23 protein-coding genes and 1 riboswitch are annotated in these 21,399 nt (G+C 67.0%); of the genes, 11 read left to right on the plus strand and 12 right to left on the minus strand.

What is annotated here, in order from left to right; all coding sequences use genetic code 11:
• Positions 1–414: 414 nt before the first annotated feature.
• The 4 genes from ACP156_RS22345 to ACP156_RS22360 form a co-directional block, all read right to left on the minus strand.
• Positions 415–1,932 (minus strand): sugar ABC transporter ATP-binding protein, encoded by a 1,518-nt coding sequence (locus tag ACP156_RS22345; RefSeq protein WP_425053572.1) that lies wholly within the window; start codon positions 1,930–1,932, stop codon positions 415–417.
• Positions 1,932–2,894, minus strand: a complete 963-nt coding sequence (locus ACP156_RS22350; protein WP_425053573.1) for an ABC transporter permease — start codon at positions 2,892–2,894, stop codon at positions 1,932–1,934. The genes ACP156_RS22345 and ACP156_RS22350 overlap by 1 nt, the downstream gene beginning before the upstream one ends.
• Before the next feature lie 16 nt (positions 2,895–2,910).
• Positions 2,911–3,951, minus strand: a complete 1,041-nt coding sequence (locus tag ACP156_RS22355; protein ID WP_425053574.1) for an ABC transporter permease — start codon at positions 3,949–3,951, stop codon at positions 2,911–2,913.
• A gap of 112 nt (positions 3,952–4,063) precedes the next feature.
• Entirely contained in the window at positions 4,064–5,086 is a 1,023-nt protein-coding gene (locus ACP156_RS22360) for a sugar ABC transporter substrate-binding protein (protein ID WP_425053575.1), read from the minus strand.
• A 169-nt stretch (positions 5,087–5,255) separates the two neighbouring features.
• Between ACP156_RS22360 and ACP156_RS22365 the strand changes: the two genes are divergently transcribed.
• The 5 genes from ACP156_RS22365 to ACP156_RS22385 are packed head-to-tail and all read left to right on the plus strand — an operon-like array spanning position 5,256 to position 10,426.
• On the plus strand, positions 5,256–5,999 hold the full coding sequence (locus ACP156_RS22365) for a GntR family transcriptional regulator (protein WP_425053576.1): 744 nt from the start codon (positions 5,256–5,258) through the stop codon (positions 5,997–5,999).
• 35 nt (positions 6,000–6,034) lie between these two features.
• Positions 6,035–6,775 carry an SDR family NAD(P)-dependent oxidoreductase gene (locus tag ACP156_RS22370; protein ID WP_425053577.1) on the plus strand — a complete coding sequence of 247 codons (741 nt, stop codon included), beginning with the start codon at positions 6,035–6,037 and terminating at the stop codon, positions 6,773–6,775.
• 10 nt (positions 6,776–6,785) lie between these two features.
• Entirely contained in the window at positions 6,786–8,252 is a 1,467-nt protein-coding gene (locus ACP156_RS22375; RefSeq protein ID WP_425053578.1) for a mannitol dehydrogenase family protein, read from the plus strand.
• Positions 8,253–9,440 (plus strand): mannonate dehydratase, encoded by a 1,188-nt coding sequence (uxuA, locus tag ACP156_RS22380; RefSeq protein ID WP_425053579.1) that lies wholly within the window; start codon positions 8,253–8,255, stop codon positions 9,438–9,440. It begins immediately after the preceding gene.
• Entirely contained in the window at positions 9,437–10,426 is a 990-nt protein-coding gene (locus ACP156_RS22385) for an aldo/keto reductase (protein WP_425053580.1), read from the plus strand. The genes uxuA and ACP156_RS22385 overlap by 4 nt, the downstream gene beginning before the upstream one ends.
• 8 nt (positions 10,427–10,434) lie before the next feature.
• Here ACP156_RS22385 and ACP156_RS22390 read toward each other — a convergent pair whose 3' ends face one another.
• The 5 genes from ACP156_RS22390 to ACP156_RS22410 all read right to left on the minus strand — a co-directional run bounded on the left by ACP156_RS22390 (position 10,435) and on the right by ACP156_RS22410 (position 13,769).
• Positions 10,435–10,632 carry a hypothetical protein gene (locus ACP156_RS22390; protein WP_425053581.1) on the minus strand — a complete coding sequence of 66 codons (198 nt, stop codon included), beginning with the start codon at positions 10,630–10,632 and terminating at the stop codon, positions 10,435–10,437.
• Complete coding sequence (locus tag ACP156_RS22395) at positions 10,629–11,609, minus strand: ABC transporter substrate-binding protein (protein WP_425053582.1); 981 nt, start codon at positions 11,607–11,609, stop codon at positions 10,629–10,631. Before ACP156_RS22395 ends, ACP156_RS22390 begins: the two co-directional genes overlap by 4 nt.
• A complete protein-coding gene (locus ACP156_RS22400) occupies positions 11,606–12,346 on the minus strand; it encodes an ABC transporter ATP-binding protein (RefSeq protein WP_425053583.1) in 741 nt (246 codons plus the stop codon). Before ACP156_RS22400 ends, ACP156_RS22395 begins: the two co-directional genes overlap by 4 nt.
• Positions 12,333–13,091, minus strand: coding sequence for an ABC transporter permease (locus tag ACP156_RS22405; RefSeq protein ID WP_425053584.1), 759 nt, complete (start codon positions 13,089–13,091; stop codon positions 12,333–12,335). Before ACP156_RS22405 ends, ACP156_RS22400 begins: the two co-directional genes overlap by 14 nt.
• A 66-nt stretch (positions 13,092–13,157) precedes the next feature.
• Positions 13,158–13,769: a YkoF family thiamine/hydroxymethylpyrimidine-binding protein gene (locus ACP156_RS22410; RefSeq protein ID WP_425053585.1), complete on the minus strand. Its 612-nt coding sequence runs from the start codon at positions 13,767–13,769 to the stop codon at positions 13,158–13,160.
• Positions 13,760–13,866, minus strand: a riboswitch (TPP riboswitch). (Overlaps the previous gene by 10 nt.)
• A 233-nt stretch (positions 13,867–14,099) precedes the next feature.
• On the opposite strand from ACP156_RS22410, the gene ACP156_RS22415 reads away from it, so the two are divergent.
• Positions 14,100–15,245, plus strand: coding sequence for a DUF475 domain-containing protein (locus ACP156_RS22415; protein ID WP_425053586.1), 1,146 nt, complete (start codon positions 14,100–14,102; stop codon positions 15,243–15,245).
• Positions 15,246–15,362: 117 nt separating this feature from the next.
• Here the strand turns inward: ACP156_RS22415 and ACP156_RS22420 are convergent, their stop codons facing one another.
• The 3 genes from ACP156_RS22420 to pyrC form a co-directional block, all read right to left on the minus strand.
• Positions 15,363–16,874 carry a replicative DNA helicase gene (locus tag ACP156_RS22420; protein ID WP_425053587.1) on the minus strand — a complete coding sequence of 504 codons (1,512 nt, stop codon included), beginning with the start codon at positions 16,872–16,874 and terminating at the stop codon, positions 15,363–15,365.
• A gap of 242 nt (positions 16,875–17,116) precedes the next feature.
• Positions 17,117–17,791: an orotate phosphoribosyltransferase gene (locus tag ACP156_RS22425; protein ID WP_425053588.1), complete on the minus strand. Its 675-nt coding sequence runs from the start codon at positions 17,789–17,791 to the stop codon at positions 17,117–17,119.
• 41 nt (positions 17,792–17,832) lie between these two features.
• The gene (gene pyrC / locus ACP156_RS22430) at positions 17,833–18,867 is read right to left on the minus strand and encodes a dihydroorotase (protein ID WP_425053718.1); all 1,035 of its coding nucleotides are present in this window, start codon (positions 18,865–18,867) and stop codon (positions 17,833–17,835) included.
• A 211-nt stretch (positions 18,868–19,078) separates the two neighbouring features.
• Between pyrC and ACP156_RS22435 the strand changes: the two genes are divergently transcribed.
• The 5 genes from ACP156_RS22435 (at position 19,079) to ACP156_RS22455 (ending at position 21,304) form a co-directional block, all read left to right on the plus strand.
• Complete coding sequence (locus ACP156_RS22435) at positions 19,079–19,906, plus strand: urease accessory protein UreD (protein ID WP_425053589.1); 828 nt, start codon at positions 19,079–19,081, stop codon at positions 19,904–19,906.
• 10 nt (positions 19,907–19,916) lie between these two features.
• Positions 19,917–20,219, plus strand: coding sequence for an urease subunit gamma (locus ACP156_RS22440; RefSeq protein ID WP_425053590.1), 303 nt, complete (start codon positions 19,917–19,919; stop codon positions 20,217–20,219).
• Between the two features lie 11 nt (positions 20,220–20,230).
• A complete protein-coding gene (locus ACP156_RS22445; protein ID WP_425053591.1) occupies positions 20,231–20,506 on the plus strand; it encodes a hypothetical protein in 276 nt (91 codons plus the stop codon).
• Positions 20,507–20,546: 40 nt separating this feature from the next.
• On the plus strand, positions 20,547–20,852 hold the full coding sequence (locus tag ACP156_RS22450) for an urease subunit beta (protein ID WP_425053592.1): 306 nt from the start codon (positions 20,547–20,549) through the stop codon (positions 20,850–20,852).
• Positions 20,853–21,001: 149 nt separating this feature from the next.
• Complete coding sequence (locus ACP156_RS22455; RefSeq protein WP_425053593.1) at positions 21,002–21,304, plus strand: antibiotic ABC transporter; 303 nt, start codon at positions 21,002–21,004, stop codon at positions 21,302–21,304.
• Positions 21,305–21,399 lie beyond the last annotated feature (95 nt).

Consider the following 21,399-nt stretch of genomic DNA (forward strand, 5'->3'; position numbering starts at 1 on the left):
TAAGGGTAACCGTCGGTTGCAAACTGAAAAGAAGTATCGCGGATGCAGCTTTTTTGACTGTCCATCGGCGTGGGCACGCGCACCGCTTTCTGTCTTGGAAACAGAGGATACGGTAGATTTGAATCCCATGCATATCGCGTGGGGCGGGTCACGTGACCAGATTTTCTGACGGCCAAACGAACCTAAAAGTGCGTTCGGGCACGAGTTTTTGGCTGCGTGGCTATCTTCAGTTCGACACTCAGGACACACTGCTCGGAGTAACGACTAGCATGCCTAACTGTGCGCGCGATTGCCCGAAACGGCCCAGGTTTCGCCCTGCAGCAAGGGCGCGTAGCGGACATTCGCTGCGGCACCTTCCAACGACGGCTTTGGGCCGACATCGCCCAACCACCAAACCGCCCTACTCCCCCACCGCTACCCAACCTCCCCCATATCATGGATCCGGTCCATCACCGCCCGGCTTACGCTGTCGTACTCCCCGGTGTTCGGCAGCTCTCCGGTGACGCGGTAGCCGTCCATCACCACGATGCGGTCGGCGACGGCGATCATTTCGGGGAGGTCGCTGGTGATCAGCAGGATCGAGGTGCCGTTGTCCGCCAACTCGCGCAGCAACTCGTGCAGGTAGGCCTTGGTCTTGATGTCGATCCCGACCGAGGGCTCGTCGACGATCAGCAGCCGGACCCCCGCCGCCAGCCATTTGGCGACCGAGATCTTTTGCTGGTTGCCGCCCGAGAGGTTCGCGGCGGTCTGGGCGAGGCTGGGGGTCTTGACCTCGAGCTTGCGCAGATACGGCAGCACCGCGTCGCGGATCTTGCCGTCGGTCAGCGTCCCCAGCGCGCCGCCCAGCTTGCGCCAGATCGGCACGCCCGCGTTGGCCAGCACCGAATGCTGCAGGATCAGGCCCTCGGTCTTGCGGTCCTCGCTGACGTAGCCAAGGCCGTGGGTGTGGATCGCCTCGAACACCGAGCGGATGCGGACGGGCTTGCCGTCGACCCGCACCTCGCCGCCGGTGACGGCGGACTGGCCGAGGATCGACTTCGCCAGTTCCGTCCGGCCCGCGCCGACCAGGCCGTAGAGGCCCACGATCTCTCCCTTGCGGACCGAAAGCGACACGTCGCGGTGGCCCAGTTCGGTCGAGACGCCGCTTAGCCCCAGCACCTCGGGCTGGGCCGAGGTGTCGCGGGCGCGCCATGCGCCTTCGCCCTCGGCGCGGCCGATCATCATCTGCACGAGGTCGTGGCGCGTCACCCCCTCCATCGAGCGGCTGTCGCAGGCGTTGGCCCCGTCGCGCAGCACGGTCACGCGGTCGCAGATTTCCTGCACCTCTTCCAGCTTGTGGCTGACGAAGACAAGGCTTGTGCCGTCGTCGCGCAGGCGGCGGACGATCTGAAACAGGCGGTCGGTTTCCGAGGTGGTAAGCGAGGCGGTCGGCTCGTCCAGCAGCAGCACCCGGCTTTGTAGCGACAGGGCCTTGGCGATCTCGACCAGTTGCATCCGGGCGACGGACAGCTCCGACACCGGGGTGGCGGGGTCGATGTCCAGCTCCAGCGCGTCCAGCCAGCGCCGCGCCTCGCGGTTCAGGCGGGCATAGTCGACGGGTTTCAGATAGCTGGACCCGATCTGTTCCAGAAAGATGTTCTCGGCCACCGAGAAGCGGGGGAACAGGTTGCGTTCCTGGTGGACCACGCCGATGCCCTTGGCGATGGCGTCGCGCGGGTTGTGGAACTGCGCCTGCTGGCCGTCCAGCAGCAGGGTGCCGGCGGTGGGCTGGTGGACGCCGGTGATCACCTTGATCAGCGTCGACTTGCCCGCGCCGTTCTCGCCCAGCAGCGCGTGGACCGATCCGGGCAGCAGCGACAGCGTGACGCCCTTCAGCGCCATGACGCCGGGAAACGCTTTCTGGATGCCCTTGGCTTCGAAAATGGGTTTCATCACAGGCTTCCTTTCGCGGTGTCGCGGGCGCGCAGCTTGTTCAGCCCGACGGCGGCAAGGATCAGCGCGCCCAGCACCACCTGCACAAGGAACGGGTCGATCGAGAACAGCACCAGCGCCTGCGTGATGATCGCGACGATGACGACACCCAGCGCGGTGGCGGTGACGCTGACGTGTCCGCCCGCCAGCACCGCGCCGCCGATCACGGGCGCGGCAAAGGACAGGATCAGCCAGTCGTCCCCGATGGACGGCTGCCCGATCTGCAACCGCGCGACCACGAGGATGCCCGCCAGCGCGGCGAGGAAGCCCGAGATGCCATGTGCGATCACCACGGTCGCCCCGACCGAAATGCCCGACAGCCCGGCGGCGTGGTCGTTGCTGCCGACCGCAAGGATGAACCGGCCCACCGGCAGGCGGCGCAGCATGTACCACAGCGCCACGGTCGCCACGATGGTCGGCGCCAGCAGCCACGGGATCGGCCCGAGGATGGTCGCCGCGCCAAAGGCCTTCACCGCCGCCGGCACGCCGTAGAACGGCTGCGCCTCGGTGATGCCAAGGTTGATGCCCTTGTAGATCGACAGGGTCGCCAGCGTGATGACGAAGGCCGAGATGCCGGTGATCCGCACCAGCACGCCGTTCAGCACGCCGCACAGCAGCCCGATCACCAGCGCCAGAAGGGCGGCGGGCAGGGCGGGCAGGCCCCAGACCTCCATCATCCCGGCAAACGAGATCGCAGCAAGCCCGCCGATGGCGCCCACCGACAGGTTCATCTGGCCGATGGCGATGATGATCATCTGCGCGAAGGCGATCAGCGCGTTGACCGCGATGGCCAGCAGCAGGATCTGGATGTTGTAGGGCGACAGGAAGTTCTTGCTGAGCGATCCGATGATGACGATGGCCAGCACGGTGGCGAGCAGCGGGCCGAACCAGTCGGTCCGGGACAGGCGAGAAATCTGTTGCATGGGTCCGGCTCCGGTCTCAGGCAAGGTTGCGGCGGGCAAGGTACGAACGGCGCGCCTTGTCCAACAGGACGGCGACCAGCAGCATCAGGCCAAGGAAGCTTTGCACCCAGAAGGCGCCGATCTGCAGCATCAGAAGGCCGCTGGTCAGCATGGTGACAAGGAAGGCGCCCAGCACCGTGCCCAGCACAGATACCTTGCCGCCCTGAAGCAGCGTGCCGCCCAGCACGGGGCCAAGGAAGGCGGGCAGCAGCCAGTCCTGTCCCAGCTGCCCCGCCATCGACGGGATCGCGGCGCCGTTGCGGGCCACCAGCATCAGCGCGGCGATGCCCGCCAGTGCGCCCGACAGCATGTGGCACAGGATGACCATCCGGCCCACGCGGATGCCCGACAGCTCTGCCGCCGCGGGCGATGCGCCCGCGGCCAGCATCTCGCGCCCCAGAACGGTGCCGCGATAGAGCCATGCAAGAAGCACCGCCACCACCAGCGTCACCAGCAGCAGGGGCGAGACATAGCCCAGCACGCGGGCACGGCCGAACTCGGTGAAAACGGGCGGCAGTTCACGGAATGCTTCGGCCTTGGTCAGAAAGATCATGACGCCGAAGAAGATGCTCATCGTCGCCAGCGTGATGATGAAGCTGTGAAGGCCCGTGCGCACCACCGTCCATCCGTTGATCCAGCCCAGCAGCGCGCCGAAGGCCAGCCCGCCCGCGATTGCCAGCGGCCACGGGATGCCAAGGCTCTCGATCATCCAGCCGCAGACCATCGCGGCGCAGACGCCCATCGCGCCCACCGCGAGGTTCAGGCCACCGGTGACGATGACGCTCATCATCGACAGGCCGATCATGATGTTGACGGCCGAGTTGCGCCCCAGCGCGAACAGGTTGAAGGGCGAGAAGAAGCCCTTGGTCGCGAAGCCGAAAATGATCGCGAAGATCGCGATCAGAAGGATCAGGCCGAACTCGTTGGACAGGAAGAACCGGCTGCGCGACAGGCCCGTGCGGGGGCCGAGCGGGCTGTCGTCGGTGCCGGAGGAATAGGTGGCGTCTTGCAGCGTCATGGGGCGGCGGATCTCGTGCGTCTGAAAGATGCACCGCCGGCGCGCAAGGCACCGGCGGTTGGGGAGCGGGGCGGCCGGGCCGGGAGAACCCGAGCGCCGCCCCGTTTTGGCGTCACTCGCAGTTCAGGTACGTGGCGTCGAAATCAGCGAGGATCTTGTCCGTCTCGGCCCGCATCGTGTCGAGATAGCTGTCGGCGTTCGACGCATCGACATAGGCCGTGCCGCTGTCGATGAACTTGGTCGTCAGCGCGTTCGACCCAAAGGGCGCGTCGTCCTTCACGGTGCAGCCCGACCGCAGCTTGTCCAGTGCATAGGCGCCGATATAGCCCTGACCATAGGGGTTCTGGATCATCGTGCCGTCGATCACGCCGTCCTTGATCGCGTTGATCACCGCCTCGTCATGGTCGATGCCGACCATGTGGATACGGTCGTCGCCCATGCGGCGCAGCGCGTTGGCGGCAACCACGGCGGGCACCCATGCGGTCGCGATGATGCCGTCGACCTCGTCCGCGTGGGCGGCGAGATAGGCGTTGATCTTCTCTTCCGCCGGTTCCGGCGCGTCGATGTCGGCGATCACCTGCACCACGGTCGCGCCTTCCTCTTCCGCGGCCTGAACCACGGCGTCGATGCGAAGCTGGGTGTTCGGGTCGACAAGGAAGCCGGTGAAGTGGACGATCCGCTTCTCGCCGTCACCCATCGCCTTGATCAGCTCTTTCGCGCCGAGATAGGCGGATTTACCGGTGTCGGTGCCAAGGCAGAAAGCGGCGGGCGAGGGGTCCTTGTAGCAGCCCGCGCCGGCGATGACCGGCGCGCCGAAACCCGCGAGTTCCTCGGCCGTGGATACGGCGCCCACCGGGTCGCCCGGGAAGATCAGGAAGCCGTTGTAGCCCTGGCTCAGAAGGCTTTCGAGAAGCTGGTTCTGCTGCGCCAGTTCCCATTTCTGCGGGATCTTGTAGGTCGCTTCGCCCAGCCCAAGGTCTGCGGCGGCGTCGATGCCGGCCTGTTCCCATGCCGCGAAATAGGGGTGCGGGCCGCCGGGAACCAGCGCCAGCGTGCTGTCGTCGGCAGCGCCCGCTGCGGTGACGCCGGCGCACAGAAGGGCAATCGCAGCAACGCTGCGGTTCAGGGTTTTCATGGTGATCTCCTCCTTGTCGAACCGGGGCGGACAATCCGCCCCCGGGTTCAGTGGACCCTCCATTGTCCACTTGCATTCGCTTGTCGGACCCTAGTATGCTTGTATACAAGCTTGCAAGTCAAAACTTGCTGCACTTAGCTGAACCCGACGACACCAGAGGATCGCCGCCATGACCAAGCCACCGCCAGAGGGCCCGCGCGGCAAGCTGTTCGGCGCAAGCGCGCAGGGGTTGGAAGAGCTGGAGCTTGTCCTTGGCCGCACCGGTTCGGTCTCGGATCAGGTCCATGACGTCCTGCGCCGCGCGATCATCGAGGTGCGGCTGGCTCCGGGCGCGCCGATCAGCGAGAACTCGATCTGCAAGCAGTTTGCCGTCTCCCGCACACCGGTCCGCTCGGCCATCCAGCGTCTGTCCGAAGAGGGGCTGGTCGACATCCTGCCCCAGCGCGGAAGCTACGTGGCGCCCCTGCGGCTTGGCAACCTGCGCGACAGCCACTTCATCCGGCGTTCGCTGGAACTGTCGCTGCTGCGCGAGACGGCGAAGGTCTGGACCCCGGAGATGAGCCGCACCCTGCGCGACATCGTCGAAGACCAGCGCCGCGTGATCGAGGCGGAAGACCCCGACGGCTTCTTCCACGCGGACGAAGAATTCCACCGGACGCTTGCGGGTTTCTCGGGACGGGCCGGCGTCTGGGACGCGATTCAGGCGGCCAAAGTCTCGCTGACCCGGTTCTACCGCTACTGGGCGCAGGCGGACCGTCTGCCCGACGTCCTGACCGAGCACCTCGCGGTGCTGGACGCGCTGGACCGGGGCGACGTGGACGGCGCGGAGGAGGCGCTGGCCATACACCTCGACATGGCATTCGTCATCTTCGACCAGATGCCGGAAGAGGACAGGAAACAACTGCCCGTCTGAGCGGGCAGACCGAAAGGACCACTGGGAGGAACTTCATGGAGCTTCAGGACAAGACCGCGCTGGTGACCGGCGCGGGCGGCGGCATCGGTCGCGCGGTTGTGACGGCACTGGCCGCGGAAGGGGCGCAGGTGATTGCGCTGGACCGGGACTCCGCGGCGCTCGACGCGCTGTGCGCCGGGATCGGCCCCAACTGCACCGCCGCCGTCGCCGACCTGTCCGACGGGCCGGGGCTTCAGGCGCTGGCGGCGAAGCTTCTGGACACGCACGGGCGGATTGACGTGCTCGTCAACAACGCGGGCATCCTGACGCCGCACAAGCTTGCCGGCATAACGCTGGACGACTGGCACGCGCTGATGGCCGTCAACCTCGACGCCGCGATGCTGCTGACGCAGGCGGTGGTGCCGGGGATGAAGGACGCGGGCTGGGGCCGCGTGATCAACATGGCGTCCTACGCGTGGAAGTCGGGCGGGCTGACGGCGGGCACCGCCTATTCCGTGTCGAAGGCCGCGCTGGTCGGGCTGACCTATTCCACCGCACGGGAACTCACCGGCACCGGCATCACCGCGAACGCCATCGCGCCCGCCTATGTCGTATCGCCGATGATCATGAACCAGCTGTCGGACGAGGACCGGGCGCGCCAGTTGGCCGCGATCCCCGTGGGCCGGTTCTGCGAGCCCGAGGAAGTGGCGCACACCGTCCGCTTCCTTGCCTCTCCGCTGGCCGGGTTCATGACCGGGCTGACCATAGACATGAACGGCGGCCTGCAGTTCGGCTGAGGGGGACGGCATGACCGACAGACTGAACGACGCGGTGCTGAACCGCCTGCCGGAGGGCGTCGCCCGCCCGCGGTACGACCGCAGCGCGGTGACGCCCGGCATCGTCCACCTTGGCGTGGGCGCGTTTCACCGGGGGCATCAGGCGGTGTTCGTCGATGACTGCCTGAACCGGGGCGAAACCGGCTGGGGCATCGTCGCCGCCTCGCTGCGCAGCGCGACCACCCGCGACGCGCTTGCGCCGCAGGACAACCTGTACACCTATTGCGAGCGGGACGGGCAGGGCGAGACGCTGCGCGTGGTGGGCTCGATCCTCGACGTGCTGGTCGCGCCCGAAAACCCCGCCGCGCTGCTGGCGGCGCTCGCCGATCCGCGCGTGAAGATCGTGACTCTGACGGTGACCGAGAAGGGCTATCTCGCCGACCTGTCCACGGAGCGGCTGATGACCGACCACCCCGACATCGCCCATGATCTTGCGCACGCGCATGCGCCGCGCACGATCTACGGTTACCTGACCGAGGCGATCCGCCAGCGGCAGGCGGCCGGGGCTGTGCCGCTGACGCTGCTGTCGTGCGACAACCTTCCGTCGAACGGGCGCATCCTGCACCGTGCGCTGGCGGATTTCGCGGCGCGGCGCGACCCGGCGCTGGCGGACTACATTCGGGACGCGATCCGCTGTCCCTGCGTGATGGTCGACCGCATCGTGCCCGCCACGACCGACGCCGACCGCGACGGCGTGGCGGCGGGGCTGGGCGTCGCCGACGCGTGGCCGGTGGTGGCGGAACCCTATTTCCGCTGGGTGATCGAGGACGACTTCGCGGGACCGCGCCCCGCGCTGGAACGCTCGGGCGCCGAGTTCGTGGCCGATGTCGAGCCGTTCGAGCACATGAAACTGCGGATGCTGAACGGCGCGCACACCGCAATCGCCGCCATCGGCCAGTCCACCGGGCTGGCGACGGTGGACGCCGTTTATGCGGTGCCAGAGGTGCGCGACTTCATCGACCTCTACTGGCGGCAGGTGGGGCCGACGCTGCGACCCGAGGTCGACGGCGCGGCCTACGTGGTGGGGCTGCGGCAGCGGTTCGCCAACCCGTCGCTGAAACACAAGGCGGAACAGATCGCCTCGGACGCGTCGCAGAAGGTGCCGCAGCGCATCCTTGCGCCGCTGCGCGAGTTGCGCGCGGCGGGCCAGCCGCACACCGCGCCGATGCTGGCGCTGGCGCTGTGGCTGCGGTCTTGTGCGGCGACGAACGAAAAGGGGCAGGGCATCGCGATCCACGACCCCGCCTTCCACGACTGGGACGCGCCGGATCAGGACACGCTGCCGCCCGAAGAGGTGGTGCGCCGGTTCCTGGGGTTTTCCCGCGTGTTCGGCTCCGGGCCGGATCAGACATTTGCGGCGGACCTCACCGCCGCCTACACCGATATCCGCACGCAGGGCGTTCTGGCCTGCCTGCGCCGCATGACCAAGGAGGGGTGAATGCAGGAAACCTGGAGATGGTACGGAGAGCCCGACCCGATCCCGCTGAGCCATGTGCGCCAGACCGGTGCCACCGGCATCGTCACCGCGCTGCACCAGATCCCCGACGGCACCGTCTGGCCCGAGGAAGAGATCGCCAAGCGAAAGGCCATGATCGAGGCCGCCGGCATGTCGTGGACCGTGTGCGAGTCGATCCCGATGGAACAGTGCGTCAAAAGCGGCGGCAAGGGCGCGGCAGAGGCAATTGGACGCTGGAAGGACACGCTGATGCGCGTGGGCCGCGCCGGTGTGCCGGTGGTCTGCTACAACTTCATGCCGGTGGTCGACTGGACCCGAACCGACCTGCGCTGGAAAGCGCCCGGCACCGGGCTGGCGCTGCGGTTCGAGATGGTGGACTTCGTGGCCTACGACGTCTTCGTGCTGAACCGTCCCGGCGCGTCGGACGACTATGACGCGGCGCTGGTCGCCCGCGCCGAGGCGCGCGCCGCGGAGATGTCCGAGGACGAGAAGCTGCTACTGGAGAAAAACGTGATCGCCGGCCTGCCCGGCGGCGCGCTGGTTCAGACCCGCGCCTCGATCGCCGCGCTGATCGACAGCTTCAAGGGGATCGACCGCGAAACGATGCAGGGCAACCTGATCGCCTTCCTGAAGGAGGTCGTGCCGGTCGCGGAAGAGGCGGGCGTCCTGCTGGCCATCCACCCCGACGATCCGCCCATCCCGCTGTTCGGCCTGCCGCGCGTCGTCTCGACCCCAGAGGACGTGCGCAACATCCTCGCCGCCGTCGACAGCCCGCACAACGGCATCACCCTGTGCACCGGGTCCTATGGCGCGCGGGCCGACAACGACCTGACGGCGATGGCACAGGAATTCGCCTCGCGCACCAACTTCGCCCACCTGCGCAATGTTACGGTCGAAGAGGACGGGTCCTTCTTCGAGGACGACCACCTTGAAGGGCGCGGCGACATGATCGCGATCATCGAGGCTTTGCTGCGCGAGGAACGCGCCGCCGCCGCCGAAGGCCGCCGCCCCGATATCCCGATGCGCCCCGACCACGGTCACCTGCTGGGCGACGACATCGACAAGGTCACCAACCCCGGCTACTCGTACAATGGTCGTCTCAAGGGGCTGGGAGAACTGCGCGGCATCATCCGCACCGTCTCGCGCCAGCTGGACGGAGAGCCCGCATGAAGACGCGCAGGCTTGGCAATACGGCGCTGGAACTGACACAGCTGTCCTTCGGCGCGGCGCCCATCGGCAACCTTTATCGCCCCGTGGACCGGGCGCAGGCGATGGACGTGCTGGACACCGCGTGGGACGCCGGAATCCGCTATTTCGACACCGCGCCGTACTATGGTCAGGGCCTGTCAGAGCGGCGGCTGGGGGATTACCTGCAGGACAAGCCGCGCGGCGACTTCGTGCTGTCCACCAAGGTCGGGCGGCTGCTGTCGCCGGTCACAGACGGCCCGCTGCCCGACAACGGCTTTGCCGACGCGCTGCCGTTCAACGTGCGCTATGACTATTCCTACGACGGCATCATGCGGTCGTGGGAGGACAGCCTGCACCGGCTGGGTTTGCCCTCGGTCGATATCCTCTATGTCCACGACCTTGAAAGCGGCACCTTCGGGGGCGACGACTATGCCGCGCATCTCGAGACTTTCGCGACCAGCGGAATCAAGGCGCTGGAGCGGCTGAAATCCGAAGGCTCTATCGGGGCTTACGGGCTGGGCGTGAACCAGGTCGACGCCTGTATCAACGTCATGGAACGGGTCGGGCTGGACTGCTTGCTGATGGCCGGGCGCTATTCGCTGCTGGACCGGTCGGCCTGCACGCGCCTGATGGGCATGTGCGAGGACAGCGGCACCGCGATGGTGGTGGGCGGCGTGTTCAACTCGGGCATCCTTGCCACGGGTGCGAAGCCGGGGGCCACGTTCAACTATGCCGAGGCGTCCGACGATGTCATGCAACGGGTCAGTGGGATGGAGGCGGTGGCCGACGCCCACGGTGTCACGCTGGCCAACGCGGCGCTGACCTTCCCGTTGCGCAACCCGGTGGTGGCCAGCGTGCTGATCGGGTCATCGAAGCCTTCAAGCCTCACGCGGAATTTCGCGACCATCGCGGATCCCGTGCCCGACGCGCTTTGGCCCGAGATGGAGCCTTTCGCCATCCACGGCTGACCTGCGGGTCAGCGCACCCGCAGGTGCGGGTCCACAAGCCTGCCGAACGCCGCGATACCGTCGGGCAGAAGCGGCGGCATCACGTTGAACCCGTCGGCGGCGCCATGGGCGATCCAGTCGTCCAGCGTCGCGGTCGCCCGCGCCGCCGGGTGCCGCCACGCGGCCTCGTGGCTGCCGTGGCCGAACAGGACGGCGTTCAGGATCACCGCGACATCCAGCTTTGATCGTACCAGTCCGCCACGCTGCCGGGCCAGTCCAGCGGCTGCCCGTCCGTGCCTTTCAGAACACCGCTGTCGAACAGGAACTTCGCCATCCCTTCCACCCGTGTCGGGTCGATGGCGCCCACGGGCGTGTCGCCATCGGTCAGGAACCCGCCCTCGGTGATTGCCTGCATCGAGCCTTCGACCAGCGCCGCGTTCGGAAAGTCCCCGGCGGCGATCATCAGCGCGGCGGCGGCGTCGGGATTCGCGGCGGCCCATTCGTAGCCCTGCTGAGTCGCCTGCATGAACCGCGCCACGATGTCGGCGTGGTCCGAAAGGTAGGCGCTGCGGGTGCCGATATAGCCGTTCTGCTGATCCGGGATGCCAAAATCGGCATAGGCGAAGGACGACTGGTTGCGCCCCAGCAGTTCGCTGTTCACGCCTTCCCACGTCGCGACCTCCAGCGTGAAGTCGACCGCGCCGGTGGCCAAGGCCTCGTAAGCGCCGGTGCCCAGCGTCACCGTGTCATACACCGGATCGCCGCCATCGGTTTCGATCATGGTCGAGATCAGCGCGTGCTCCCAATCGCTACCGAACCCGGCATAGGTCTTGCCCGACAGGTCGGCGGGTCGGGTGATCGCCGCATTGTCGGCGTTGTAGACCAGCCGCCCGGTCTCGTGCTGCATGGTCACCCACAGCGCCACCAGATCGGCGCCACCGGCCCGCGCGCTCATGAACCCGAGCGAGGTCATGTAGGCGAAATCGGCGGCCCCGGCGGCCAGCAGCGCGGTCGAACTGGTGTCGGAATAGGGCAGGATGTCCACTTCCAGCCCGGCGTCTTCGTACAGGCCTCGGTCGCGGGCGGCGATCAGGCCCACGTGGTTGGTGTTCAGTGTCCAGTCCAGCGCGATGGTCACGGCGTCCTGCGCCAGCGCGGCGGCGGGGGCCGCCAGCGCGGCGAGGGTGAGGAGGGTGCGGATCATGAGGTCTCCTTTAGCAACAGGGATTTCAGGGTCGATCGGGTGTCGGCCAGCGCCGCCTCGGTCCGGGCGGCGCGGGGGGTGGTCAGGGGGATGTCCGCGACGATGCGGCCGGGCCGGGCGGACATGACGAGGATGCGGTCGGCCATCTGCGTCGCCTCGTGCAGGTCGTGGGTGACCATCAGCACGCCGCGCGGGGTCTCGGTCAGGCGGGCGCATAGCCAGTCCTGCATCCGCAGGCGGGTGACGGCGTCCAGCGCCGAGAAGGGTTCGTCCAGAGCCACGAAACGGGTGTCCTGCACGATGGTCCGCAGGAAGGCCGCACGCTGGCGCATGCCGCCGGACAGCTGGGCGGGGAAGGCGTCGGCGCATCCGTCAAGCCCAAAGGGCGCGAACAGCGGCAGCACCCGCGCGCGCGCGTCCCGGCGGGACTGCCCGCGCATCTCTAGTCCCAGCCCGGCATTCTCGGCCACGGTCAGCCATGGAAACAGCGCGTCCTGCTGCGGCTGATAAGCCAGCGCGGGGTCGGGGCGCGGCACCGGTCTCCGGTCCAGAAAAGCGCGGCCCGATGCTTCGAGCGATCTGTCAAGAATGCCGGACAGCCACTTGATAACAGTTGACTTCCCGCAGCCGGAGGGGCCGATCAGGCAGGTGATCCGGCCGTCCGGTATCTCCAGCGACAGATCGTCAACCAGAACTCGCGCACCGGCGCGGATCGTCAGCCCCTCAACGCGCAGCATCGGACGCCTCCCGGAACCGGCGCGCCGTGGTGCGGTCGATGATCTGAAGCGCGCCCAGCAGGGCCAGCGTCAACACAGCAGAGACAACGACCCCGGCCAGCACGAGGTCGGCGCGGAAGTTGTTCTTGGCCGTCAGGATGAAGATCCCGATCCCGGCCCGCGCGCCCGCGTATTCGGCGAAGATCGTCGCCACGATGGCGTAGGTGGCAGAAATCCTCAGCCCGGCGAAGAAGGCGGGCCGGGCCGATGGCATCGTCACCCGGCGGTACACCTGCCACCGGCCCGCACCCATCGATGACAGCAGGTCGACGAATGCGCCCGGCGCGCGGGCATAGCCCGACAGCAGGCTGACGAGGATGGGAAAGAAGGTCACGAGGATGACCAGAAGCACTTTCGGCAGCAGGCCGAAGCCGAACCACAGGATCATCAGCGGCGCGAGCGCGACCAGCGGCACCGTCTGGCTGGCCACCAGCAGGGGCATCGCTCCGCGCCTGAGCCATGGCGCGAAATGCAGTGCGACCGAGGCGGTGCAGGCGAAGAACACCGACAGCGAAAACCCCAGCGCCGCCACAAGGATCGTGCTGCCCGCGTGGTGCAGGATCTGGTGGCGCTGAACGACCAGCGCCCGCAGCACCCCGCTGGGCGGTGGCAGCACCAGCGGCGACACATCGGCGGTGGCGCAATAGATCTCCCACGCGGTCAGCAGCAGGGCGGCGAACAGAAGGGCGGGCAGGATGCGGGGCATGGCGGCTCCGTCAGAGGCTCCGGGCGCGCGGACGCCCTGCGGCGCCCGTCGCGACGGGGTCGGGGATCAGCGGAGGCTGGGAGAGTTGGCCGAGGCGGTCAGGTCGATGGTCACGTGACCCTCTGCCGGACCGAAGCGCAGGAAGGCTTGCCGCACCGTCTCGAACACGGCGCCCGCGTCGCCGCGCAGGCGGGTGCAGAAGTTCTTGGACTTCAGAAAGGTGCCCGACGCCTTGAGGAAGTCGATGCAGCCATAGATCTCGTCCATGTGCCGGTCCTGACCCAGCACGTACAGCGAGAACTGCACGTCGATGCCCACGCCGGTCACCGGGGCCTCGGCCACGGCGGCGCGCGCCTCGGCCTGCCGCTGGTCGAGCGACTGGTTTTGTGCGCGCGTCAAGGTCTCGCACCGGCAGGTGGGATCGTCCGGCTCGCCCGGACAGCCGCGCGACAGGGTGACGTGCATCGTCACGTGTTCGGGCCTGCGCGCGGCGGCGGCGAACAGATCGCGGATCGCGTCAAGCAACGGGCCCGGCGCGCCGACCATCAGGGTCGACATATCGTCCGTCTCGATCCGCAGATCATCTCGGTAGGGATCCAGCCCCTTCAGGCCGGTGAGGATGACATCCACGAAATCGGACGTCATCGGATACAGCGACACTTGCGCGCCTATGAACATAAGAACCTCGCTCCGCTGGCATGACCCAGATCAGCTGTGAAGGGTTCGCGCATCGTCGCGCATCTCAGCCCCGCTCGGGGCGCCCCTGGTGATGTAGCCGCACGCTCTGCCATCGCGGCGCGAATGTCAACGGCCCCCGGATGACTGCCCCAAACCGCGAAATGCCAGTTGCTAAGTCCCTTAAGGTAACCTAGGTTCGCGGGCACGCAGCGCGTGCCGCATGGCGGCCGTTGGCGCGTATAACCGGTGACCGGGCCCCTCTGGCGGAAGTGGCGGCGCTTCCGTGATGTCGGCACCAGTTTTGTTCCAGCCGCCTGGATACACTTCAACATGACACAAGGAACTCGCCCCCAGGGCCAGACCGCGGCAGGTGCCGTGGGTCAGCGATCCATGCTTTCGTACCTCAAGTGGGCCTTCGTGGTGACCGCCGCCGGCCTTGCGCTTGGCGCTTTCCTCGGCTGGCAGACCACGGGGACGCTTGCGGGCACCGGCTCGATCCTCTTCATCTGCGCCGTGCTGGCGGTGCTGGAAATCTCGCTGTCCTTCGACAACGCCATCGTGAACGCCAACAAGCTGAAGACCATGCGCCCGGAATGGCAACGCAGGTTCCTGACCTGGGGCATCCTGATCGCCGTGTTCGGCATGCGGATCGTGTTCCCGCTGCTGATCGTTGTGATCGCCGCGAAGATCGGCCCTTGGGAAGCCATCGTGCTGGCCGCCGGGCAGCCCGAGGAATACGCCCGCATCATGCACGAGGCGCACCTGCCCATCGCGGCCTTCGGCGGAACCTTTCTGATGATGGTGGGCCTGTCGTTCTTCTTCGATCACGAGAAAGACGTGCATTGGGTGCGCTGGCTGGAATCGCGGATGACCAAATACGCCACCATCCGCGGCGTCGAGGTGGCGATCGCCCTGCTGTTCGTGATGGGCTTCTCCAGCCTGCTGGAAGGCGCCGAGCGCACGGTGTTCTTCAGCGCCGCCATCTGGGGCCTGCTGACCTTCCTGCTGGTCGAGGTCGTGGGCGGCCTTCTGGACAGCACGCAAGAGGCGCAGAAGACGGCCGTGCGTGGCGGTCTTGGCGCTTTCCTTTACCTCGAGGTGCTGGACGCGTCCTTCAGCTTCGACGGGGTGATCGGGGCCTTCGCGCTTAGCCAGAACCTGTTCGTCATCGCCATCGGCCTTGGCATCGGGGCGATGTACGTGCGGTCCATGACGATCATGCTGGTCGAGAACGGGACCCTGGCCGAGTACCGTTTCCTTGAGCACGGTGCGTTCTACGCGATCTTCACGCTGTCGATCATCATGTTCGCGCAGTCGCAGGTGCATATTCCCGAGGTCATCACCGGCCTTGGCGGTGCCGCGATGATCGGGTTCGCGCTGTGGTCCTCGATCCGCTGGAACGCCCGCGAACGGGCCGAGGCGGATGCGGAAGACGCCGCGCAGGACGCGGTGACGGAGCCGGCCGCGGCTCACTGACGCCCGCAGGGGCCGGCGCAAGATCGGCCCCGCCGCGTCACGATCCACAGCCGAACAGAAAAACGGGGAGCCGCTGGGGCTCCCCGTTGTCGTCTGCTCGTTGGTCTGCCTTTTGTATCAGTAGTCGTCGCCACCGTGGCCGCCGCCGTCCTGCCACGGCTTCACGAGGTTGCCGAAGCGGGTGAACTGGGCCTCGAAGCTCAGCTCCACGGTGCCGATGGGACCGTGACGCTGTTTGCCGATGATGACTTCGGCCTTGGCGTGCAGGCGGCTCATCCGTTCCTGCCACGCCGCCATTTCTTCCAGCTTGTCGTCCGACGGCTTTTCGCGTTCGACGTAATATTCCTCGCGGAACACGAACATCACGACGTCGGCGTCCTGCTCGATCGAGCCCGATTCCCGAAGGTCCGACAGCTGCGGCCGCTTGTCCTCGCGGCTTTCGACCTGACGCGAAAGCTGCGACAGGGCGATCACCGGGACGTTAAGTTCCTTCGCCACGGCCTTGAGGCCCATGGAGATTTCCGCGATCTCCTGCACCCGGTTGTCGGACTGGCCGCGCACCAGCTGCAGGTAGTCGACGATGATAACGTCCAGCCCGTGCGTCCGCTTCAGACGGCGGCAGCGCGCCGCCAGCTGGCTGATCGGGATGGCGGGGGTGTCGTCAATGTACAGCGGACAGGCTTCCAGCGATTTCGCGGCTTCCACGAAACGGCGGAACTCGCTTTCGGTCATGTCGCCCTGACGGATCTGGTGCGACGAGATTTCCGAGGCCTCCGCAAGAATACGCGCGGCCAGCTGTTCCGCCGACATTTCGAGCGAGAAGAAACCCACGACACCGCCGTCCACCGTACCCTCGGTGCCGTCGGGCAGCAGGCCCTTCTTGTAGGCCTTGGCCACGTTGAAGGCGATGTTGGTGGCCAGCGAGGTTTTCCCCATCGACGGACGACCGGCGAGGATCAGAAGGTCCGACTTGTGCAGGCCGCCCAGCTTCTTGTCCATGTCGATCAGGCCGGTCGAGACACCGGCAAGGCCGCCCTCGCGCTGGTAGGCGGCGTTCGCCACGTTTACCGCGTCCGTGACGGCGCGTAGGAACGACTGGAAGCCGCGCTCGGCCTGTCCCTGTTCGCCCAGCGTGTACAGCTGCTGTTCCGCCTCGACGATCTGTTCGCGGGGCTCGGACGCCACGTCGACCTTTTTCGCCTTCGCCGCGATGTCCTGACCCAGCCGGATCAGTTCGCGCCGGATGGCGAGATCATAGATCATCTGCGCATAGTCGCGCACCGCGAAGGTCGAGATCGCCGCACCGGCAAGACGCACCAGATAGGCACCGCCACCCAGTTCCTTCAGACCCTCGTCGTCTTCAAGGAACGCCTTCAGCGTCACCGGCGAGGCCAGCGCGTTCTTGGCGATCCGCGCGGCGGCCACCTCGAAAATGCGTTGGTGCACGGGGTCGTAGAAATGCTGCGGCTTCACGATGGCGCTGACCTTGTCGAACGACTCGTTGTTCGTCAGGATCGCGCCCAGAAGCTGCTGCTCGGCCTCGATGTTGTGCGGGAGAGTGTCCTCGGCCTGCTCGGTGCCGTTGTCGGACTCGTTACCCGTCTGCCGGATGGCAGTTATCTCGTTCATTCCTCACCTCTGTCCCGTCGGTTCGGCCCTCATAGCCTAGCCGGACGGTTCGTCCTATCTGGAAAAATGCGGGGATAACCCGGTTGGTAACCCGCCGCTATGCTGCCTCTGAGGTCGCGTGTTTCCAGATCTGGCAAGACCCGCCCGCGTTGAGACCACATATAGACCATCGACCCGATTCTGTGGAGGATCTTTTCACAAAAGGTCCACACGCGAACCGGCGGGGTCTTGCCGGTGTGTGATTATTTGTGCGCAGCCTGCCAGGCGCGCGGCTGTGTGAGGAATTCCTCGACCTCGGCCAGCGTCTCCGTGTCGAATGCCTCGATCTCGCGAGCGTGGGCCAGAACGTCCCACCAGGTGCAAAGCGAGTGCAGCGCAACGCCGTGATCGCCCAGCGTTTTCACGGTTTCCGGGAAGATGCCGTAGTAGAAGATCACCGCCGTGTGCCCGCAGGTCGCGCCGGTGTCGCGGATCGCGTCGACGAAGGACAGCTTCGAGCCGCCGTCGGTCGTCAGGTCCTCGACCAGCAGGACGCGCTGGCCCTCGGTCATCACGCCCTCGATCCGCGCATTGCGGCCATAGCCCTTGGGCTTCTTGCGCACGTAGGTCATCGGCAGGCCAAGCCGTTCCGCCACCATCGCGCCAAAGGGGATACCCGCCGTCTCGCCGCCCGCGACGTTGTCGAACGCCTCGAACCCGGCCTCGCGCATCACCGTGACCGCAAGGAAATCCATCAGCGTCGCCCGCACGCGCGGGAACGAGATGATGCGGCGGCAGTCGACATAGGTCGGACCCTTAAGGCCCGAGGCATAGGTGAAAGGCTCGCGCGCATTGAAATCCACCGCGCCGATCTCCAGCAGCATCTGCGCCGACAGGCGGGCGATTTCTTCCTTGGAGGGGAACGAGGTGGGGATCATCAGGGGCTGCCTTTCGTGTGGGGGTCGTGTGGGGGCTGTTGTTACGCGACGGACCAATGAAGCGGGAAACCGGGGTCGAACACGGTCACCGGGCCCGCGCCGGTCTCGATCTTCGCGGGATAGTCCACGGCGCTGCCCTTGGTCAGCGTCACCGTCTCGTCGTTCACCGGCAGGCGGTAGAACGCGGGGCCGTTCAGCGAGGTGAAGGCCTCCAGCCGGTCCAGCGCGCCCGCTTTCTCGAACACCTCGGCCAGCACCGACAGGGTGTTGGTCGCGGTGAAGCAGCCGGCGCAGCCGCAGGCGTGTTCCTTCAGCGCGTCGATATGCGGTGCGCTGTCGGTGCCAAGGAAGAACGGGCCCGCGCCACTGGTGGCCGCCTCGACCAGCGCCACGCGATGCTCTTCGCGCTTGGCCACCGGAAGGCAGTAGTAGTGCGGCTTGATCCCGCCCACGAGGATGTGGTTGCGGTTGATGACAAGGTGGTGCGTCGTGATCGTCGCGCCCATGTCGTCCTGCGATTTGACGTAGTCGACGCCGTTCTTCGTGGTGATGTGCTCCATCACCACGCGCAGGCCGGGGGTGGACTTGCGGATCGGGTCCAGCACGCGGTCGATGAACACCGCCTCGCGGTCGAAAATGTCGACCTCGGGCGTGGTCACCTCGCCGTGGGTACAAAGCGGCAGGCCGATCTCGGCCATCTTCTCAAGCACGCCGCGCACCTTGTCGAAGTCCTTGACGCCGCTGGCGGAATTGGTGGTCGCCCCGGCCGGGTACAGCTTGACCGCCTTGACCAGCCCGCTGGCCGCGGCGGCGGCCACGTCGGCGGGATCGGTCGCCTCGGTCAGGTACAGGGTCATCAGCGGCTCGAACGCCATGCCGTCGGGCAGGGCGGCAATGATCCGGTCGCGATAGGCCATGGCGTCGTCGCCCCGCACCACCGGGGGCACGAGGTTCGGCATGATGATGGCGCGGGCGAAATGACGGGCGGTTTCGGGCAGCACGCCCTCCAGCATCGCGCCGTCGCGCAGGTGCAGGTGCCAGTCGTCGGGGCGGCGGATCGTGAGGCTTTCGGTCATGGCCGAGGCCATAGCGCAAAGCCGCAGGCGGCGCCATCCGAAACCGGTCTTCACGGCAGGGCTTCACAAACCGCCCCGGGTTTGGGCAATCTGCGTGGGAAATCAGCCCGCTCCGCCGGGCGCGCCGGGCATCGGGCCGGGGCATCGAGCGGGGCGATTGCGGGCGGTCGAGCCGCCGCCTAAGCCTTGGACGCCAAAGACAGAACGCCAGATGTACGACGAAACCCTTTCCGCTCCGCAGATGCAGCGCGCCCGAGGCCGGGCGGCGGTGTCCTTTGCCATGGACCGGGGCAGGGTGCGGCTGAAGGACCTGCACCAGTCGGGCTCGGCCAAGGCGATGCTGCCACGGGTGCATTCCGAAACGCCCGAGGTGGTGTTTCTGAACACTGCAGGCGGTCTGACGGGCGGCGACGATATGCGGTTCTCGCTCGACGTGGGGGCGGGCTGCCGGGTGACGGCAACGACCCAGACCGCCGAGCGCGCCTATGCCGCCTCTGCCGGGCACGCATCGCTGGATGTCGATATCCGCGCGGGCGCCGGCGCCTCGGTCGACTGGCTGCCGCAGGAAACGATCCTGTTCCAACGCTCGGCGCTGCATCGGCGGACCCGTATCGCGCTTGAGGGCGACGCCACCTGCCTGACGGTCGAGACGCTGGTGCTGGGCCGCGCTGCGATGGGCGAGACGCTGACCACGCTGGACGTGACCGACCGCCGCGAAGTGACCCGCGACGGCGCGCCCGTGCTGCTGGAACCGCTGCGCCTGACCGATGCCGCGCTGGCGGCCGGGCCGGGGCACGCGGTGCTGGGCGGCGCGCGGGCGCTGGCGACGGTTGCGCTTGTCGCGAAGGGCGCCGAGGATGCGCTGAGCCGGGTGCGCGCGGTGCTGGACGCCGACGGCGTCGAGGCGGCGGCAAGCGGCTGGGACGGCAAGTGCGTCGTGCGCGCGCTGGCCCAAGATGGATTTCCCCTGCGCCGGTTGGTGGCGCAGGTGCTAATGACCCTGAGACCGGGGCCCTTGCCCCGCGTCTGGCAGATCTGACGGAGGACACATGAACCTGACGCCGCGGGAAAAGGACAAGCTGCTGGTATCGCTGGCAGCGATGGTGGCACGGGGCCGGCTGGAACGGGGGGTGAAGCTGAACCACCCCGAGGCGATCGCCCTGATCACCGATTTCGTGGTCGAGGGCGCGCGCGACGGCCGCACGGTCGCCGACCTGATGCAGGCGGGCGCCCATGTGGTCACCGCCGACCAGTGCATGGAAGGGATCGCCGAGATGATCCATGACGTGCAGGTCGAGGCGACCTTCCCGGACGGCACCAAGCTGGTTACGGTGCACCATCCCATCCGCTGACGGAGGCGGCGATGATCCTGACCTTCATCCTTGGCGTTCTGGCGCTGGTTCTGGTCGACAAGGCCGAGCCCTACGTGAAACGCGGGCTTGAGAACCTGTTCATGGCCGAGATCCGCTTTTCCGGTGGCGAGCTGCGTCTCGCCACGGTGCTGGCCAGCCTTCTGGCTGCCGCGATCCTTGCCGAGCTGTTTTCGGATGGCGATGCGATCCCGCTGATGCTGGGCGCCTGCGTCGGTCTGGTTCTGCCCAAGCTGATGGGCGACAAGTGGCCGGGGTCCAAGGGATGATGGCTGCTGAAATGACGATATTCCTCACAGGAGACCCCGCATGATTCCAGGTGAAATCATGACCGCCGACGGCGAGATCACCCTCAACGAGGGGGCCGAGGCGATCACGCTGTCCGTGTCCAACACCGGCGACCGTCCGGTGCAGGTGGGCAGCCACTATCACTTTGCCGAAACCAACAGCGCGCTGGATTTCGACCGCGACGCGGCAAAGGGCCTGCGGCTGGACATCGCCGCCGGAACCGCCGTGCGCTTCGAGCCCGGCCAGACCCGCGAGGTGCAGCTTGTGCCCTTCGGCGGCAAGCGCGAGGTTTACGGCTTCAATCAGAAGGTCATGGGCAAGCTGTAATCCGCCTGCGGGTGGCAGCCATGCGCAGGCAGGGACTCGGCGCCGCGATCCGACGGGCTATATTCCGGCTCGGGGAGGCGTCTACGAAAGGGCGACGCCATGTCGAGCCGTAAAGAAACCACGTTCCGCATTTGCGGGGCCGCCGCCTGATGTTCCCACATCCCGGCCGGGTCCTTGGCCTTTGGATCAGCGTTCTCGCGATGACGGCCGAGGCGCAAAGCGTTATCGCCATGCGCATGATGGGGATGGCCGGTCTTTGGCCGGTGTCGCCCACCGAGGGCAACCGCATGGTGCTGGAAAAGGTCGAGGCGTGGCACGACCTGCTGCGCGCCGGGGCCGTGACCGCCTTCCGCCCGCCCTTCGACACCGTGGAAGCCGCCGTGAAACCCTATCGCCGCCGCACCCGCGCGAATGCCCGTCGTCTTGGCCGGATGCCCGCGAAACGAGGCTGACGCGGAACGGGCTTTGACTTTGGCGACTTCGGCCGACCTCTGACGCTTGCCCTTGCGGCAGGCAACAGGGGCAAGACCCGGCGGGTTTCTTTCTG

This window comes from Psychromarinibacter sp. S121 (assembly GCF_049801035.1).
GTDB lineage: Bacteria > Pseudomonadota > Alphaproteobacteria > Rhodobacterales > Rhodobacteraceae > Psychromarinibacter.

Excerpts from the sequence above, each read along its gene's own strand:
- ACP156_RS22425 (WP_425053588.1), bottom strand. The coding sequence starts at position 17,791 with ATGATCCCCACCTCGTTCCCCTCCAAGGAAGAAATCGCCCGCCTGTCG.
- ACP156_RS22455 (WP_425053593.1), top strand. The coding sequence starts at position 21,002 with ATGTTCCCACATCCCGGCCGGGTCCTTGGCCTTTGGATCAGCGTTCTC.
- ACP156_RS22405 (WP_425053584.1), bottom strand. The coding sequence starts at position 13,091 with ATGCCCCGCATCCTGCCCGCCCTTCTGTTCGCCGCCCTGCTGCTGACC.
- ACP156_RS22350 (WP_425053573.1), bottom strand. The coding sequence starts at position 2,894 with ATGCAACAGATTTCTCGCCTGTCCCGGACCGACTGGTTCGGCCCGCTG.
- ACP156_RS22370 (WP_425053577.1), top strand. The coding sequence starts at position 6,035 with ATGGAGCTTCAGGACAAGACCGCGCTGGTGACCGGCGCGGGCGGCGGC.
- ACP156_RS22415 (WP_425053586.1), top strand. The coding sequence starts at position 14,100 with ATGACACAAGGAACTCGCCCCCAGGGCCAGACCGCGGCAGGTGCCGTG.
- ACP156_RS22410 (WP_425053585.1), bottom strand. The coding sequence starts at position 13,769 with ATGTTCATAGGCGCGCAAGTGTCGCTGTATCCGATGACGTCCGATTTC.
- ACP156_RS22355 (WP_425053574.1), bottom strand. The coding sequence starts at position 3,951 with ATGACGCTGCAAGACGCCACCTATTCCTCCGGCACCGACGACAGCCCG.
- ACP156_RS22345 (WP_425053572.1), bottom strand. The coding sequence starts at position 1,932 with ATGAAACCCATTTTCGAAGCCAAGGGCATCCAGAAAGCGTTTCCCGGC.
- ACP156_RS22440 (WP_425053590.1), top strand. The coding sequence starts at position 19,917 with ATGAACCTGACGCCGCGGGAAAAGGACAAGCTGCTGGTATCGCTGGCA.
- uxuA (WP_425053579.1), top strand. The coding sequence starts at position 8,253 with ATGCAGGAAACCTGGAGATGGTACGGAGAGCCCGACCCGATCCCGCTG.
- ACP156_RS22435 (WP_425053589.1), top strand. The coding sequence starts at position 19,079 with ATGTACGACGAAACCCTTTCCGCTCCGCAGATGCAGCGCGCCCGAGGC.
- ACP156_RS22450 (WP_425053592.1), top strand. The coding sequence starts at position 20,547 with ATGATTCCAGGTGAAATCATGACCGCCGACGGCGAGATCACCCTCAAC.
- ACP156_RS22400 (WP_425053583.1), bottom strand. The coding sequence starts at position 12,346 with ATGCTGCGCGTTGAGGGGCTGACGATCCGCGCCGGTGCGCGAGTTCTG.
- ACP156_RS22365 (WP_425053576.1), top strand. The coding sequence starts at position 5,256 with ATGACCAAGCCACCGCCAGAGGGCCCGCGCGGCAAGCTGTTCGGCGCA.
- ACP156_RS22420 (WP_425053587.1), bottom strand. The coding sequence starts at position 16,874 with ATGAACGAGATAACTGCCATCCGGCAGACGGGTAACGAGTCCGACAAC.
- ACP156_RS22360 (WP_425053575.1), bottom strand. The coding sequence starts at position 5,086 with ATGAAAACCCTGAACCGCAGCGTTGCTGCGATTGCCCTTCTGTGCGCC.
- ACP156_RS22445 (WP_425053591.1), top strand. The coding sequence starts at position 20,231 with ATGATCCTGACCTTCATCCTTGGCGTTCTGGCGCTGGTTCTGGTCGAC.
- ACP156_RS22395 (WP_425053582.1), bottom strand. The coding sequence starts at position 11,609 with ATGATCCGCACCCTCCTCACCCTCGCCGCGCTGGCGGCCCCCGCCGCC.
- pyrC (WP_425053718.1), bottom strand. The coding sequence starts at position 18,867 with ATGACCGAAAGCCTCACGATCCGCCGCCCCGACGACTGGCACCTGCAC.
- ACP156_RS22375 (WP_425053578.1), top strand. The coding sequence starts at position 6,786 with ATGACCGACAGACTGAACGACGCGGTGCTGAACCGCCTGCCGGAGGGC.
- ACP156_RS22385 (WP_425053580.1), top strand. The coding sequence starts at position 9,437 with ATGAAGACGCGCAGGCTTGGCAATACGGCGCTGGAACTGACACAGCTG.